The organism is Streptomyces sp. NPDC045678, assembly GCF_056432085.1.
Window position 1 is genome coordinate 182,920 of sequence record NZ_JBWKJS010000001.1, and the last position, 14,052, is coordinate 196,971.

Below are 14,052 nucleotides of genomic sequence, written 5' to 3' on the forward strand. Positions count from 1 at the left end.
TCGAACGCCGGACGGGCTGAAATGCCGCTGTCCGGGCTGGTCCTCCGGCCCGGACAGCGGCATTTCGGCGGCTCAGCCCGCCAGGTGCCGCACCTGATCCCACAGCACCGGATCCGCCACCCCCGCCCTGCGCCGGAAGTCATGCAGCGGCACGTCCCGCAACTCGTCCGTCTCCAGGAAGCTCGCCCGGCCCTCCGCATCGCCCACCGAACCCGGCGGCAGGGGAATCACCCCCGCACGCTCGTCGTGATACCTGCTGGTGATCTTCGCGACCCGGGCGCTCCGCCCACGCACCGACAGGACCAGACACGGCCGGTCCTTCCCGCCGGGACCGTCCTCGTACGGCACCCGCGCCCACCAGATCTCCGCCTCCCGCGGCGCCGGAAGCCGCCGCCGCGGGCCCCGCGGCGGCCGCGTCCCGCCCGCCGGACGGGAACTCCGCTTCCGCGGTCCGCGCCCCCAGCCGTCCACCACGGTGACGACGAGCGCGAGCACCACCACTGCGGCCAGCGCGAGCCACCACGACGTGTCCATACCCACGACCGTACCGGCGCGCATCCCGGACCGCCCGCCGCCCCACCCGACCCCAGAAGCCCCCCGAACCGGTGACAGTGCAGGTGAGTTCCCCCACAACGGCCCGCGACGGAGGAGCGACCGGCCCTTTTGCGCCTTACGCTCGACGCACCGCACACTCCCCCAGCTCTCCTGCCAGCGCGGAGGTTCCAGCTTCATGAAGCTCACCGTCGTCGGCTGCTCGGGGTCGTTTCCGTCCGCGGAATCGGCCTGCTCGAGCTACCTCGTCGAGGCCGACGGCTTCCGGTTGCTGCTCGACATGGGCAACGGCGCCCTCGGCGAGCTGCAGCGCCACATCGGTCTGTACGACCTCGACGCGATCTTCCTCAGCCACCTGCACGCCGATCACTGCATCGACATGTGCGCGTACTTCGTGGCCCGCTACTACCGCCACGAGGGCGGCCGCTGCGCCCCCATCCCGGTCTACGGCCCGGAGGGCACCGAACAGCGCCTCACCACCGCGTACGCGGACACGCCCTCCGCCTCCTCGATGAGCGAGGTCTTCGACTTCCACACGGTCAAGCCCGCCTCGTTCGACATCGGCCCCTTCTCGGTCCGCACCGAGAAGATGTGCCACCCCGTCGAGGCGTACGCCATCCGCGTCGAGCACGCCGGTAAGTCCCTCACGTACTCCGGGGACACCGGGCCCTGCTCCGCCCTGGACGAACTCGCCGCCGGAACCGACCTCTTCCTGTGCGAGGCCGCCTTCACGCACGGCAAGGAAAGCATCCCCGACCTGCACCTGAACGGCAGAGAAGCGGGGGAGTCCGCCCAACGGGCCGGTGCAGGAAGGTTGCTGCTCACCCACATCCCGCCGTGGACGGACCCCCAGGCCAACCTCGCCGACGCGCGCGCGGTCCACACGGGCCCCACGGCCCTCGCGGCGCCCGGCGCCACGTACGAGATCTAGACCGTACGCCGGTATCCGCGGCCGCCCAGCGCCATCCGGTTCCACGTGTGGCGGCGGCCGCGGATCGCCACCGAGTAGTCGTACATGACCTCCGGGTCGCACATCCCCGGCAGGAACGAGTCCCCGAAGTGGTGGGCGTCGATGCCCACCTCCTTCGCCGTCAGGGCGAGTTGCGGCACCACGTTCGCGTGCGAGCCCTCCTGACTGGTGCCGATCGCGCCCATCACCACCGCGCCCGCCTCCTGCACCGCCGCCACCGCCTCCGCGGCCAGCTCCCTGGTGACCCCCGGCAGCGTGCCCGGCAGCGGCAGCACCACACCGTCGGCACCCGCGTCCACCAGCGACGTCAGCCGCTCCACCGTCACCCGCTCCGGATGCCCCGCGTGGTGCATCTTGCCGCTCCACAGCGCCACGTCGTCCCCCAGCCCGGCACGCAGCTCCTCGGTGACCCGCGCGAGCCCCTCGTACGACCCGCCCGTGCCCGGGTTCGCCGTCAGACAGAGCATCGCCGCACCCATGTCGATGAGCCGCTTGGCGTACTCCGGCTTCGCGCGCCGGATCTCCGGGACGTCGCCCGGCTCCAGATTGATGCCGACCGGGCGGCCGATGTACGCGGCGAGGTCGGCGATCGAGTCGAAGGCGCCGAGCCCCGGCAGATCGAGGCGCTCGCCGTCCCAGGCGCGCTCGATGAGGTTCAGTACGACGATGTCGGCGCCGAAGGCCGCGACCAGCTCGGCGTTGTGCACCCCGGGCATGCCCGGCATCGGGATCAGGGCGGCACGGTCGGCGAACACCTCGGCGACCATGGTGCGGCCCTCCGCGGCGGCGACGGAAGCGGTCAGGGCGCGGCCGCGCAGGGCGGCGAGGCGCTCGCGGCCGAGGTCAAGGATGCGGGGAGTCTGCTGGGGGCTTCGCTGGTCGCTCATGCCTCGACCGTATGCCGCCGGACACGACGAAGCCCCTCGCCGTTGGTACCTGCGGCGAGGGGCTTACGTCACTCGGAAGCGGGCGGAGACTACTTGCCCTCGGCCTTCAGGAGCTCGGCGAGCTCCTCGTCGGACTCACGGCCCGGCGTCGGCAGGTTGAACTTGGTGATCGCGAAGCGGAAGACCACGTAGTAGACCGCCGCGAAGCAGAGGCCGACCAGGGCGAGGCCCCACGGGTTCTTCGCGATGCCGAGGTTCAGCAGGAAGTCGACCGCGCCGGCCGAGAAGCCGAAGCCGTCCTTCATGCCGAGCGCCCAGGTCAGCGCCATGGAGACACCGGTGAGCACCGCGTGGATCGCGTACAGGACCGGCGCGATGAACATGAAGGTGAACTCGATCGGCTCGGTCACACCGGTCACGAAGGCGGTGAGCGCGAGCGAGAACATCATGCCGCCGACGACCTTGCGGCGCTCGGGACGGGCGCAGTGCACGATCGCGAGGCAGGCGGCAGGCAGGGCGAACATCATGATCGGGAAGAAGCCGGTCATGAACTGGCCCGCGGACGGGTCGTGGTGCAGGAAGCGCGCGATGTCGCCGTGGTAGTCCACGCCGCCGTCGTTGTACGTGCCCGCCTGGAACCAGGGGAAGGAGTTCAGGAGGTGGTGCATGCCCACGGGGATCAGCGCGCGGTTGGCGACACCGAAGACACCGGCGCCGACGGCGCCCGAACCGACGAGCCACTCACTGAAGTTGTGGATGCCGGTGCCGAGGACCGGCCAGATCAGACCGAAGACGATGCCCGCGACCAGGCCCGCGAAGGCCGACAGGATCGGGACGAGACGGCGGCCGCCGAAGAAGCCCGCCCAGTCGGGCAGCTTGGTCCGGTAGAACTTCTGGTACAGCAGGGCGACGATGATGCCCATGACCACGCCGCCGAGCACACCGGCGTTGACCGGCGCCTCGTTCATGACGATCTTGCCGTCCACGACGGACGCGACCTTCGGCAGGTTCTTGTCCGTGAAGGTGGCGAGCACCTTCTGGAAGACCAGGTAGCCGGTCACGGCCGCGAGGGCCGTCGAACCGTCCGACTTCTTGGCGAAGCCGATCGCGATGCCGACGCAGAACAGCAGCGCCATGTTGTCGAGCAGGGCGCCACCGCCGGCGGCCATGTACTCCGCGAGCTTGTTGATGAAGGTCGGGAACGACTCTTTGCCGAGCATGTCGTTCTGACCGAAGCGGACGAGGAGGGCCGCGGCGGGCAGCACGGCGACCGGCAGCATGAGGCTGCGGCCGATGCGCTGCATGACGGCCATCACGCCTGCGCCCTTCTTCTTCTTGTCGGCCGCGGGGGCGGCGCCGGTCGTGGACACAACTTCCTCCAGTGGGCAAGGCGCCGCCTGGGGACATGGAAGTGGGGGACGGCGGCGTCTCCGGGGGACGCGGCGAGAAGGCCGCGTGGTCTACACCAATTAGTGGTGTAGACCTGTTGTAGCACGGTGAAGGTGACGTAAGGAACCCGCGATTCCTGTGGGGTCGGCCATATCCGGATATGACAGTCGAAAGACCCCCGGACCAGAGGTCCGAGGGCCTGACAGAGGGTACGAGAAGCGCGCCCCGGGCGACGAATTACGCCTTCGTCTGCTCCCGGTCCTCCGCCTCCGCCTCCTCCTCCGGTTCACGTCCCGGAGTGTGCAGATCGAACTTGACGATGACGAAGCGGAATAGCGCGTAGTACACGACGGCGAAGCACAGACCGATCGGAATGATCAACCACGGCTTGGTCGCCAGACTCCAGTTGATGACGTAGTCGATCAGCCCCGCGGAGAAGCTGAAACCGTCCTTCACGCCCAGCGCCCACGTCACCGCCATCGACACACCGGTCAGCACCGCGTGGATCGCGTACAACACCGGCGCGATGAACAGGAACGAGTACTCCAGCGGCTCGGTGATGCCCGTGACGAACGACGTCAGACCCACCGAGAGCATCAGACCGCCCACCACCTTGCGGCGCTCGGGGCGCGCGCAGTGCGTGATCGCGAGAGCCGCCGCGGGCAGCGCGAACATCATGATCGGGAAGAAACCCGAGGTGAACTGGCCCGCCGTCGGGTCACCCGCGAGGAACCGGTTGATGTCACCGTGCACGACCGTGCCGTCCGGCTTCGTGAAGTCACCGAACTGGAACCAGACGAACGTGTTCAGGAACTGGTGCATGCCCACCGTGAGCAGCGCGCGGTTGGCGACACCGAAGATGCCCGAACCCAGCCAGTCCAGATCCACCAGCCACTTGGAGAAGCTCGTCAGCGCGTCACCGATGGGCGGCCAGATCCAGACGCAGAGACCCGCGAAGACCAGACCCACGAACGCCATGATGATCGGCACGAGACGACGGCCGTTGAAGAAGCCGAGCCAGTCGACCAGCTTCACACGGTGGTAGCGCTGCCAGAACCAGGCGGCGAGCAACCCCATCACGATGCCGCCGAACACCCCCGGATTCTGGTACGCGGCCTGCGCCACCGTCCCGTCCTCCGCCACGCACACCCCGCTCCACATGCCCGCGCCGCCGAACGTGGTGTCCTTCGGGCAGTCGTCGGGGAACGCGCGCAGCACCGCGTAGTAGACGAGGAACCCGGTGACCGCCGCGAGCGCCGTGGAGCCGTCCGACTTCTTCGCCATGCCGATCGCGACACCGATGCAGAACAGCAGCGGCAGGCCGAGCGACGAGTCGAGCAGCGAACCGCCCGCCGCCGCGAAGACCTTGGCGACGTTCGTCCAGCCCAGGCCGTCGTCGCCGAAGACGTCGGGCTGCCCGAGCCGGTTCAGGATGCCGGCGGCGGGCAGGACCGCGATGGGCAGCTGAAGGCTGCGGCCCATCTTCTGCAGGCCCTGGAACAGGCCGTTCCACCACTTCTTCTGTGGCGCCGCTGCGGCAGTGGAACTCATCGGCGTCCCTCCCGGAACAAGCCAGGTTTGGCGGTCGTTGAAAACTGGTGTAGACCAGTTGCGGTACGTGTGGGAGCGCCGCCCGGCAGGGACCGGCACCTTGATCGTCATCATTGGGCACGACTGACGTAACCGCCCGCGAAGATGGTCCAACCGTGCGTTACCGTGGCAAAGCGGTCCCCCGGCCGCGAGAAACACAGGGAGAAACACATGGCCACCAAGGCTGAGAAGATCGTTGCCGGGCTCGGCGGCATCGACAACATCGAAGAGGTCGAGGGCTGCATCACGCGTCTGCGCACCGAGGTCAAGGACCCCGACCTCGTGAACGACGCCGCCCTGAAGGCCGCCGGCGCCCACGGAGTCGTCAAGATGGGCACCGCGATCCAGGTCGTCATCGGCACCGACGCGGACCCCATCGCCGCGGACATCGAAGACATGATGTGAGTTCCTGAACCCACCGCCGAGGGCCCCGTCCGGACAACCGGACGGGGCCCTCGCGCACACCCGCTCTGCGGCTAGGCTCCTCACATGTCTCGAATCGACGGCCGCACCCCCGAACAGCTCCGCCCCATCACCATCGAACGCGGCTGGAGCAAGCACGCCGAAGGCTCCGTCCTCATCTCCTTCGGCGACACCAAGGTCTTCTGCACCGCCTCCGTCACCGAAGGCGTACCGCGCTGGCGCAAGGGCAGCGGCGAAGGCTGGGTCACCGCCGAATACTCCATGCTGCCCCGCTCCACCAACACCCGCGGCGACCGCGAATCCGTCCGCGGCAAGATCGGCGGCCGCACCCACGAGATCAGCCGCCTCATCGGCCGCTCGCTCCGCGCCGTCATCGACTACAAGGCCCTCGGCGAGAACACGATCGTCCTCGACTGCGACGTCCTCCAGGCCGACGGCGGAACCCGCACCGCCGCCATCACCGGGGCGTACGTCGCACTCGCCGACGCCGTCGCCTGGGCCCAGGGCAAGAAGCTCATCAAGGCCGGCCGCAAGCCCCTCACCGACACCGTCTCCGCCGTCTCCGTCGGCATCGTCGGCGGCGTACCGCTCCTCGACCTCCGCTACGAGGAGGACGTGAAGGCCGACACCGACATGAACGTCGTCTGCACCGGCGACGGCCGCTTCGTCGAGGTCCAGGGCACCGCCGAGGCCGAGCCCTTCGACCGCAAGGAACTCAACGCGCTCCTCGACCTCGCCGTCGGCGGCTGCGAAGAGCTCGCCGCGTACCAGCGCGCGGCGCTGGAAGGCACGCGCTAGGGTCTGCGCCGGCCGCGGACTTGGTCCGCGTCGTCAAGCAGGCAACCAACAACCCCCTGCCGGGCGTTGTTATCAGTACGGACGCGCGGACGAAGCCGCGCGTCCGTACGCACCCTGGGGAGGGGACCCAACCATGGCCGCGCGCCACCGTCGCATCGCCACCGCCGTCGCCACGGCACTGATCGTCATCCCGGCCGGCGTCGGCCTCGTCGGCTGCGACGCCGTCTCGAAGGCACTCGACTGCGTCCAGACCGCCGACACGATCGCCGACAGCGTCACCGACCTGCAGCAGGCCGTCGAGAACGCGGGCGACGACCCCGCCGCGGCGGACCGGGCGCTCGACGACATCGGCAAGAACCTCGACAAGATCGGCGACAAGACCGACAACACGGACGTGAACAAGGCGGTCGAGGACCTGGAGAAGGCGGTCGACAACGTCCGCGATTCCGTCGACAAGGGCGACGCGACGCCGGACGTCAGCCCCGTCACGGACGCGGCGGGCGAACTGACGAAGGTCTGCACGCCGTAGGCGCGACCGCCGGGCGGCGATACTGACTCCATGACCCGCCTCATCCTCGCCACCCGCAACAACGGCAAGATCACTGAACTCAGGGCGATCCTCGCCGACGCAGGCCTCACGCACGACCTCGTCGGCGCGGACAGCTATCCCGAGATCCCCGACGTCAAGGAAACGGGCGTCACCTTCGCGGAGAACGCCCTCCTGAAGGCCCACGCCCTCGCCCGGGCAACGGGCCTCCCTGCCGTCGCCGACGACTCGGGCCTGTGCGTCGACGTCCTGAACGGCGCCCCCGGCATCTTCTCCGCCCGCTGGGCAGGCCGCCACGGCGACGACCGGGCCAACCTGGACCTGCTCCTGGCGCAGCTCTCCGACATCGCCCCGGAACACCGCGCGGCCCACTTCGCCTGTGCGGCGGCCCTGGCCCTCCCCGACGGCACGGAACGAGTCGTGGAGGGCCGCCTCCCGGGCACCCTCCGCACGACCCCCGCGGGCACGGGCGGCTTCGGCTACGACCCGATCCTCCAGCCGGAGGGCGAGACGCGCACGTGCGCGGAACTGACAGCGGCGGAGAAGAACGCGATCAGCCATCGGGGGGTGGCGTTCCGGGCGCTGGTGCCGGTGGTTCGGGAGTTGTTGGGCTGAGGCGCAACACGAGAAAGGGCACGGCGCGCGGCGCCGTGCCCTTTCTCGGTGTGTGGGCCCGGTGGGACTCGAACCCACGACACACCGGACCTAAACCGGCGCCCTCTAGGCCAGCTGGGGTACGGACCCGCCCGGCCACTCTACTGTGCCGGGCGTCGACGGTTCGAGAAGGTCCTGGTCTGGCTGTGGCAGGAAGGACACAGGTATCTGAGGTTCTCCCGGCGGTTGTCCAGACGATCGCCGTCGATGTGGTCGATCTCCAGCACGAGAGGCCTGTCCCGCCAGACCTCGCCCAGCCCGCACGCCCCGCACACACGAGGCGTCCCGACTTCGTCGAGGGCACGCCGCAGGAGTGCGGTGCTGGTCCGCCCCGCGGGCGGGTCGAGCCGGACTAGGATCTCCTCGGCGCTCCTCCGATTGGCCCCGGGCCGACCGACGTTGTGCCCCTGTCCGACGAAGTGGGTGGTCGACAGCCCGTAGGCCTCGATGCTGCGCAGCGCTTTCGTGCGGCCGGCGCCTCCCGCCGGAGAACAGCCCAGGGCCCGCATGACACCGGCCAGCCCACGAGATTCGGCGACGGCCCGTGCGAGATCCTCGCGAGGAAAGAGCGCGGCAGCGCCCTTCTCGGAGCGCTGGAGGAAGTGGCCGGTGTCGATCCCGAACTTCTCCAGCTTCTTCTTGACGTGCCCGTACGGGCCGTCCTCCGGGGGGATGCCCATGTGCAGGAACATCTCCCGAATGCTGCGGGAGCGCGCAGCGGCGTCCGCCAAGATCCCTTTGGAGTAGGAGCGAGCAGGCCGTTCGGGCAGAGGCTCGTCGCGGAAGTGCGCGGTGTCGATTCCGTAGTGCTGTAGGCGCCACCGCAGGTACCTGCGCGGACCTGCCCCCATCGGAGCCCCCAGCCGACGCATCAGGTCCACCAGACTGGTGCACGAGGGCGCCATGCGGGCCAGCGTCCGGTAGGGATACTTGACCCTGCTCACGTGATCCTCCGACGCCGGCCTCGGTAAGTGTCCGTCACCGCATGGCAGTTGGGGCAGAGGAGGCGAAGGTTGGCCGGGCGGTTGTCCCACCAGTCACCGTTGACGTGGTCGACCTCCAGCCGGAGCGGCAGGTCGTTCCATTCCGTACCGACCCCGCACTCGGCGCATTCCTCGGCTACGCCGGTACCCAGCAATGCCCGGCGGAGACGTGTGCCGGGGATGCGTCCGTCGTCCGGAGATCTCAGCGCCAGCACGGGGCCCAAGGCGCCTTTCGGTCTGCCCCGACGAGTCGTGAAGTGCGAGGTGTCGATTCCGAGACGGGTGACCCGGCGGCTGATGTGCGCGTGGTTGCCGCCGACGTTGCTGATCCCCAGGCGGCACACCACTTCCTTCATGGAGGTGGACTGCGCCACGGCCTCCCGGAGCCTCTCCTCGGTGTGGCGGACCCACTGCTGCGGGAAGTGCGAGGTGTCGATGCCCTCCTCGGTCATCTTCCGGCGCAGGTAGTGCCTGCTTCCGGTGGTGGGTTCCCCGCCGCACCACCGCACCGCCTCATCCCACGTAGCCGTCTCCCGCGCTGCCTCCTCCAGCAGTTCGCGGGTGTACCGAACCGTCATGCCGTCCTCCCCATCCGGCCACGCGTTCGCAGCCTCGTACGGCCTAACGAACCGAAAATCGGACTGTTACGCCCGATATGCGGAACGACCCGCCTCACTTGTGGGTGCAAGCGGGGCGGGCCGTTGTGGCAGGGGAGGGGGGGCGGTCAGAACTTGGGGGGTGTGGCCTGGGCCTCGACCATTTCTGCTGCTTCCTCCTTCGTTCCCACCGACGGGGGCGACCCCGACAGCGGCTTCTGGGCCGTTTCCTTCATGCACGCCACCGCGATCACACCCACCAGCGCCGCCGCCATCGAGTAGTACGCCGGGATCATGTCCGTGCCCGTGACGCTGATCAGGGACGTGATGACCAGGGGAGCCGTGCCGCCGAAGAGGGAGGCGGAGAGGTTGTAGCCGACGGACAGGGAGCCGTAGCGGACCGAGGTGGGGAAGAGGGCGGGCAGGGTCGCCGACATCGTGCCGAGGAGGCAGACCAGGGAGAGGCCGAGCAGGAGCATGCCCGCGGAGACCGCCACCAGGCTGCCCTGCTTGATGAGGAGGAACGCCGGGACCGAGAGGACCAGGAAGCTCAGCATGCCCGTCATCAGGAGCGGCTTGCGGCCGAAGCGGTCGGAGAGCTTGCCGACCTGGTTGATGATCAGCATCAGGACGACCATCGTGCCGATGAGGATCAGGAGGCCGTGCGAGTCGTCGTAGCCGAGCTCGTCCGAGAGGTACGTCGGCATGTACGAGAGGAGCATGTAGTCGGTGATGTTGTACGCGCCGACCAGGGCGATGCAGAGGATCAGCGTCGGCCAGTAGTCACGGAAGATCTTCGCCAGGTCGCCCTTGGCGGTGGTCTCCACCGTGGACGCGCCCTCGGACGCCGAGTGGAAGGACGCGTCCTCCATCTTCTGGAACGCGGGCGTCTCGTCCAGCTTCAGCCGCAGGTAGAGGCCGACCAGGCCCAGCGGGCCCGCGACGAGGAACGGGACGCGCCAGCCCCAGGACTCCATGGCGTCCGAGCCGAGGGACGCGTTGAGGATGAGGACCAGGCCCGCCGCGCCCGTGTAGCCGGCCAGCGTGCCCATCTCCAGGAAGCTGCCGAAGAACCCGCGGCGCTTGTCGGGCGCGTACTCGGCGATGAACGTCGACGCACCGCCGTACTCGCCGCCAGTCGAGAAGCCCTGGACGAGGCGGAAGAAGATCAGCAGGACGGGCGCCCAGAAGCCGATGGTCGCGTAGGACGGGATCAGGCCGATCGCGAGCGTGCCGATCGCCATCATGATCATGGTGAGCGCCAGGACCTTCTTGCGGCCCACCTTGTCGCCCATCGGGCCGAACACCATGCCGCCGATGGGGCGCACGAGGAAGGAGACCGCGAAGGTGGCGAAGGAAGAGATCAGCTGTGCCGTGTCGTTCCCGGAAGGGAAGAACACGTGGCCGATGGTGACGGCCAGGTAGCTGTAGATGCCGAAGTCGAACCATTCCATGGCGTTGCCGAGCGAGGCCGCTTTGACGGCCCGTTTGACGGCTGCCTCGTCCGTGACCGTGATGTCGGTACGGCGCAGGGGCGGGTTCTTGCGCCGCTTCACCGCCCGGAACAGGGTGCGGTGGCGCTTCATCGCCTCCGGGTCGGCCTCCGCCTCGAGCTCTTCTTGGGCCGCCATGGAGTGGTTCCTTTCGTTCTTCGTACAAGTCCCCGTGACATCACTTGCTCGAAGATGGCCGATGCAAACGAAAGCCCCCCGTGAGGGGGGCTTACATCACATCGAGAAGGGAACACGTGGGCCCGGCCCGGTGTCCGGCCCGGTGCCCAGGTCGGACACCCCGGCCCGACACCCCGATCAGACGCCCAGGTCCCTGATGATCTTCGCCACGTGTCCCGTCGCCTTCACGTTGTAGAACGCGTGCTCGACCTTGCCCTGCTCGTCGACCACCACGGTCGAGCGGATCACGCCCGTCACCGTCTTGCCGTACAGCTTCTTCTCGCCGAAGGCGCCGTACGCCGCCAGGGTCTCCTTGGAGGGGTCGCCGACCAGCGTGACCTTGAGGTTCTCCTGCTCGCGGAACTTCGCCAGCTTCTCCGGCTTGTCGGGGGAGACGCCGATGACGTCGTACCCGGCGGCGGCCAGCCCGTCGAGGTTGTCCGTGAAGTCGCAGGCCTGCTTGGTGCAGCCGGGGGTGAGGGCGGCGGGGTAGAAGTACACGATGACCTTGCGGCCCTTGTGGTCGGCCAGCGAGACGTCCTTGCCGTCGGCGTCGGGCAGGGTGAACGCGGGGGCGGTGTCGCCGGGCTGCAGTCGCTCGCTCATGGGCGTCTCCTCAGGGGGTGCTTCGCAAAGAGTGTGGTGACGGAGACGAGCGTAATAGGGGTGCCGCGGGGTGCGGCGCGCGCGAAGCTGACAGACTGTGGGGTACAGCGGTACAGCTCCATGTCATGACACGCTCCACACGTTCCACGTTCCACATTCCAGCTACGACCACGGAGGCAGCGCGGTGTCGGATGCCAGGACCCCTGCGCAGATCGAGGCGGACATCAAGCGCCGGCGCGACCAGCTCGCCGAGACCCTCGACGAGATCGGGGTGCGCGTCCACCCGAAGACGATCGTCGGCGACGCCAAGGCGAAGGTCGTCGCGGGCGTGGACAACTCGCTGGGCCGGGCGTACGTAGGGGCGAATCGCTTCGTCTCGGACGTGCGCGGACAGCTCGTCACGGAGGACGGTTCGCCGCGCATCGAGCGCATCGTGCCGGTCGCCCTGGTGGCCGTGGGCCTCGTGGGGCTTCTGGTGGTGAGTTCTCGGCGCCGCGGCGCCTGAGCGGCGCGGACATCGGTGCCTGAGCGGCGCGGACATCGGCGCCGAAGGCGTGAGTGCCGACCCGGGAGCCCACGGCGGCGGCCGGTGCAGGTAGGTTCTGGGGCGTGAGCGAGAAGACCCCCAGGACACCCCACGACGACAAGCTGCCCATTCGCATGCTGCACGACCGCGTGCTCGTGCGGCAGGACACCAGCGAGGGTGAGCGGCGCTCCGGCGGCGGCATCCTGATCCCCGCGACCGCTGCCGTGGGCAAGCGGCTCGCCTGGGCCGAGGTGGTCGCGGTCGGGCAGAACGTCCGGACGGTCGAGCCGGGCGACCGGGTTTTGTACGACCCGGAGGACCGTGCCGAGGTCGAGGTGCGGGGCGTGGCCTACGTACTGATGCGGGAGCGCGATCTGCACGCCGTGGCGGCCGACCGGTTCGAGGGGTCGGAGGACTCGACGGGGCTGTACCTGTAGCCGTCCGTCCGTTCAAAGTTTGCGAGGATCTGTGCGTAAGGGGCTGGTGACCATGGTCACCAGCCCCTTACGCATGCGTTTTGCTACCTTGGAAGGACCCCGACGAGACGCGCCGTACCGGGTTTCCGCAAAGACGACGCACCCCATCAGGTGACGCGTCACGCGATCGCGTCGCGTTTCTACTCGTCGGAGGTGCCGTCATGGCCTGGGTTCTGCTGATCGTCGCCGGACTGCTCGAAGTGGGCTGGTCGATCGGGATGAAGTACACGGACGGTTTCACGCGCCTGTGGCCCAGCGTGTTCACGGGTGTGGGCATCGTCGCCAGCATGATGCTGCTGTCGCAGGCCGCGAAGACGCTGCCGATCGGTACGGCCTACGGAGTGTGGGTCGGTATCGGCGCGGCCGGTGCGGCGGTGCTCGGCATGGTGATTCTGGGTGAGCCGGTCACCGCGGCCCGGATCTTCTTCGTCTGTCTGCTGCTGGTGGCCGTGGTCGGCCTGAAGGCGACCTCCGGCCACTAGGACTGGGACGTATCGGGGCCGGCGGGTACGGGGCCGTCCTTCCGACCCCCGTGGCGGGAGGACGGCCCCTGTCTTTTGTGGCGGCCGCCCCGGTCAGTACAGCTTGTTGACGGCCGTGGTCGTGGTCTTCTTGAAGGCGGCCACGGGCGCGTCCCCGAAGTCGCCCATCTGCCCCCACTGCACGACGGTGACGGTCCTGCCGTCCCGCCCGACCGACAGCAGAGCGATGTCGGTGGCGCCCCAGGACGTCTCGGTGTGCAGACCGCGGACGCGGGCGCCCTCCTCGACGGGCAGCTTGCCGTAGTCCCGGCCCTCGGCCTCGATGTCGGGCGAGGACTTCTCGATGCGGTCGGCGCAGGTGCGGACCAGGTCGTCGTAGTGCTTCGCCAGTGCCTTGGCCTGGGCGGCCGTGCCTGTCACGACGGTCAGCTGCACGGCGTTGGTCTCCAGGTCGGTCCGGAACTCCCGGTGCCGGTAGTCGTAGTCGAGCACGCCCTCCGTGCTCACGCAGGAGCCGAGCGCCTCCGGGAAGCCCTCGGTGACCGGGCCCGCGGTCCAGGAAGACGTCGGGTGCGGCGGCAGCTGGGACGCGGAGAGGAACGTGGGCGCGGCGGCCTTCGGCGCGGCGCCGGCGGCCGGTGCGGTGAGGACCGTGCCCGCCGCGAGGGCGGCGAGGGCGAGTGCGGTGCAAGCGCTTGTTCGGATGCGCAGGGACATGGGTGTTACCCCCCGTGGAGGAGTGCGTGGATGTGGGTGCCGCGGCGGGGCCGGCTGGTCGGCCCGGGCCCGGTCGGTGCGGCACCAAGAGCATCAGCTGTCACGGCGGCCCGGCGCAACGACCGACGGCCCGTCGAGCGGGGTGGAACCATCCCAGCCCTTCTGACGTGCAGGTACACGGGTGCC

Annotated in this window: 17 protein-coding genes, 1 tRNA gene and 1 riboswitch; of the genes, 8 read left to right on the forward strand and 10 right to left on the reverse strand. The window is 69.1% G+C overall.

Features of this window, described 5'->3' with window-relative positions; genetic code table 11:
* Window positions 1-72: 72 nt before the first annotated feature.
* A complete protein-coding gene (locus AC07DO_RS00745) occupies window positions 73-534 on the reverse strand; it encodes a type II toxin-antitoxin system PemK/MazF family toxin (RefSeq protein WP_479056097.1) in 462 nt (153 codons plus the stop codon).
* Between the two features lie 196 nt (window positions 535-730).
* Between AC07DO_RS00745 and AC07DO_RS00750 the strand changes: the two genes are divergently transcribed.
* The gene (locus AC07DO_RS00750; protein WP_479056099.1) at window positions 731-1,483 is read left to right on the forward strand and encodes an MBL fold metallo-hydrolase; all 753 of its coding nucleotides are present in this window, start codon (window positions 731-733) and stop codon (window positions 1,481-1,483) included.
* Here the strand turns inward: AC07DO_RS00750 and AC07DO_RS00755 are convergent.
* The 3 genes from AC07DO_RS00755 to AC07DO_RS00765 all read right to left on the reverse strand — a co-directional run bounded on the left by AC07DO_RS00755 (window position 1,480) and on the right by AC07DO_RS00765 (window position 5,349).
* Window positions 1,480-2,409, reverse strand: a complete 930-nt coding sequence (locus AC07DO_RS00755; protein ID WP_479056100.1) for a DUF7916 family protein — start codon at window positions 2,407-2,409, stop codon at window positions 1,480-1,482. The two genes, AC07DO_RS00750 and AC07DO_RS00755, sit on opposite strands and share 4 nt — an antisense overlap.
* Window positions 2,410-2,498: 89 nt before the next feature.
* Window positions 2,499-3,722 (reverse strand): PTS transporter subunit EIIC, encoded by a 1,224-nt coding sequence (locus AC07DO_RS00760; RefSeq protein WP_471423331.1) that lies wholly within the window; start codon window positions 3,720-3,722, stop codon window positions 2,499-2,501.
* A 313-nt stretch (window positions 3,723-4,035) separates the two neighbouring features.
* The gene (locus AC07DO_RS00765) at window positions 4,036-5,349 is read right to left on the reverse strand and encodes a PTS transporter subunit EIIC (RefSeq protein WP_479056101.1); all 1,314 of its coding nucleotides are present in this window, start codon (window positions 5,347-5,349) and stop codon (window positions 4,036-4,038) included.
* A gap of 144 nt (window positions 5,350-5,493) precedes the next feature.
* Here AC07DO_RS00765 and AC07DO_RS00770 point away from each other — a divergent pair, with 144 nt between their 5' ends.
* The 4 genes from AC07DO_RS00770 (at window position 5,494) to rdgB (ending at window position 7,771) form a co-directional block, all read left to right on the forward strand.
* Window positions 5,494-5,793, forward strand: coding sequence for a PTS sugar transporter subunit IIB (locus AC07DO_RS00770; RefSeq protein WP_479056102.1), 300 nt, complete (start codon window positions 5,494-5,496; stop codon window positions 5,791-5,793).
* Window positions 5,794-5,877: 84 nt separating this feature from the next.
* Window positions 5,878-6,609: a ribonuclease PH gene (gene rph / locus AC07DO_RS00775; protein ID WP_479056103.1), complete on the forward strand. Its 732-nt coding sequence runs from the start codon at window positions 5,878-5,880 to the stop codon at window positions 6,607-6,609.
* A gap of 133 nt (window positions 6,610-6,742) precedes the next feature.
* Window positions 6,743-7,138 (forward strand): hypothetical protein, encoded by a 396-nt coding sequence (locus AC07DO_RS00780; RefSeq protein ID WP_479056104.1) that lies wholly within the window; start codon window positions 6,743-6,745, stop codon window positions 7,136-7,138.
* A 30-nt stretch (window positions 7,139-7,168) separates the two neighbouring features.
* Window positions 7,169-7,771: an RdgB/HAM1 family non-canonical purine NTP pyrophosphatase gene (rdgB, locus tag AC07DO_RS00785; RefSeq protein ID WP_479056106.1), complete on the forward strand. Its 603-nt coding sequence runs from the start codon at window positions 7,169-7,171 to the stop codon at window positions 7,769-7,771.
* 53 nt (window positions 7,772-7,824) lie between these two features.
* Here the strand turns inward: rdgB and AC07DO_RS00790 are convergent.
* The 5 genes from AC07DO_RS00790 to bcp all read right to left on the reverse strand — a co-directional run bounded on the left by AC07DO_RS00790 (window position 7,825) and on the right by bcp (window position 11,665).
* Window positions 7,825-7,900 (reverse strand) — tRNA-Leu (locus AC07DO_RS00790).
* Between the two features lie 11 nt (window positions 7,901-7,911).
* Window positions 7,912-8,754 carry an HNH endonuclease signature motif containing protein gene (locus tag AC07DO_RS00795; RefSeq protein ID WP_479056107.1) on the reverse strand — a complete coding sequence of 281 codons (843 nt, stop codon included), beginning with the start codon at window positions 8,752-8,754 and terminating at the stop codon, window positions 7,912-7,914.
* Window positions 8,751-9,371 (reverse strand): HNH endonuclease, encoded by a 621-nt coding sequence (locus tag AC07DO_RS00800; RefSeq protein ID WP_479056108.1) that lies wholly within the window; start codon window positions 9,369-9,371, stop codon window positions 8,751-8,753. Before AC07DO_RS00800 ends, AC07DO_RS00795 begins: the two co-directional genes overlap by 4 nt.
* Before the next feature lie 146 nt (window positions 9,372-9,517).
* The gene (gene proP, locus AC07DO_RS00805; RefSeq protein ID WP_479056109.1) at window positions 9,518-11,020 is read right to left on the reverse strand and encodes a glycine betaine/L-proline transporter ProP; all 1,503 of its coding nucleotides are present in this window, start codon (window positions 11,018-11,020) and stop codon (window positions 9,518-9,520) included.
* A 177-nt stretch (window positions 11,021-11,197) separates the two neighbouring features.
* Window positions 11,198-11,665 (reverse strand): thioredoxin-dependent thiol peroxidase, encoded by a 468-nt coding sequence (gene bcp / locus AC07DO_RS00810; protein WP_479056111.1) that lies wholly within the window; start codon window positions 11,663-11,665, stop codon window positions 11,198-11,200.
* Between the two features lie 184 nt (window positions 11,666-11,849).
* On the opposite strand from bcp, the gene AC07DO_RS00815 reads away from it, so the two are divergent.
* The 3 genes from AC07DO_RS00815 (at window position 11,850) to AC07DO_RS00825 (ending at window position 13,149) form a co-directional block, all read left to right on the forward strand.
* On the forward strand, window positions 11,850-12,170 hold the full coding sequence (locus AC07DO_RS00815) for a DUF3618 domain-containing protein (protein WP_385940997.1): 321 nt from the start codon (window positions 11,850-11,852) through the stop codon (window positions 12,168-12,170).
* A 155-nt stretch (window positions 12,171-12,325) separates the two neighbouring features.
* The gene (locus AC07DO_RS00820; RefSeq protein WP_055568690.1) at window positions 12,326-12,628 is read left to right on the forward strand and encodes a GroES family chaperonin; all 303 of its coding nucleotides are present in this window, start codon (window positions 12,326-12,328) and stop codon (window positions 12,626-12,628) included.
* A gap of 81 nt (window positions 12,629-12,709) precedes the next feature.
* A riboswitch (guanidine-III (ykkC-III) riboswitch) is annotated at window positions 12,710-12,771 on the forward strand.
* A gap of 57 nt (window positions 12,772-12,828) precedes the next feature.
* Window positions 12,829-13,149, forward strand: coding sequence for a DMT family transporter (locus tag AC07DO_RS00825; RefSeq protein ID WP_150168366.1), 321 nt, complete (start codon window positions 12,829-12,831; stop codon window positions 13,147-13,149).
* A gap of 93 nt (window positions 13,150-13,242) precedes the next feature.
* Here the strand turns inward: AC07DO_RS00825 and AC07DO_RS00830 are convergent, their stop codons facing one another.
* Window positions 13,243-13,866 carry a hypothetical protein gene (locus AC07DO_RS00830; protein WP_479056112.1) on the reverse strand — a complete coding sequence of 208 codons (624 nt, stop codon included), beginning with the start codon at window positions 13,864-13,866 and terminating at the stop codon, window positions 13,243-13,245.
* Window positions 13,867-14,052 lie beyond the last annotated feature (186 nt).

Coding starts and splice junctions, on each gene's coding strand:
- AC07DO_RS00745 (WP_479056097.1), bottom strand. CDS start 534: ATGGACACGTCGTGGTGGCTCGCGCTGGCCGCAGTGGTGGTGCTCGCG.
- AC07DO_RS00750 (WP_479056099.1), top strand. CDS start 731: ATGAAGCTCACCGTCGTCGGCTGCTCGGGGTCGTTTCCGTCCGCGGAA.
- AC07DO_RS00755 (WP_479056100.1), bottom strand. CDS start 2,409: ATGAGCGACCAGCGAAGCCCCCAGCAGACTCCCCGCATCCTTGACCTC.
- AC07DO_RS00760 (WP_471423331.1), bottom strand. CDS start 3,722: ATGGCCGTCATGCAGCGCATCGGCCGCAGCCTCATGCTGCCGGTCGCC.
- AC07DO_RS00765 (WP_479056101.1), bottom strand. CDS start 5,349: ATGAGTTCCACTGCCGCAGCGGCGCCACAGAAGAAGTGGTGGAACGGC.
- AC07DO_RS00770 (WP_479056102.1), top strand. CDS start 5,494: ATGGTCCAACCGTGCGTTACCGTGGCAAAGCGGTCCCCCGGCCGCGAG.
- rph (WP_479056103.1), top strand. CDS start 5,878: ATGTCTCGAATCGACGGCCGCACCCCCGAACAGCTCCGCCCCATCACC.
- AC07DO_RS00780 (WP_479056104.1), top strand. CDS start 6,743: ATGGCCGCGCGCCACCGTCGCATCGCCACCGCCGTCGCCACGGCACTG.
- rdgB (WP_479056106.1), top strand. CDS start 7,169: ATGACCCGCCTCATCCTCGCCACCCGCAACAACGGCAAGATCACTGAA.
- AC07DO_RS00800 (WP_479056108.1), bottom strand. CDS start 9,371: ATGACGGTTCGGTACACCCGCGAACTGCTGGAGGAGGCAGCGCGGGAG.
- proP (WP_479056109.1), bottom strand. CDS start 11,020: ATGGCGGCCCAAGAAGAGCTCGAGGCGGAGGCCGACCCGGAGGCGATG.
- bcp (WP_479056111.1), bottom strand. CDS start 11,665: ATGAGCGAGCGACTGCAGCCCGGCGACACCGCCCCCGCGTTCACCCTG.
- AC07DO_RS00820 (WP_055568690.1), top strand. CDS start 12,326: ATGCTGCACGACCGCGTGCTCGTGCGGCAGGACACCAGCGAGGGTGAG.
- AC07DO_RS00825 (WP_150168366.1), top strand. CDS start 12,829: ATGGCCTGGGTTCTGCTGATCGTCGCCGGACTGCTCGAAGTGGGCTGG.
- AC07DO_RS00830 (WP_479056112.1), bottom strand. CDS start 13,866: ATGTCCCTGCGCATCCGAACAAGCGCTTGCACCGCACTCGCCCTCGCC.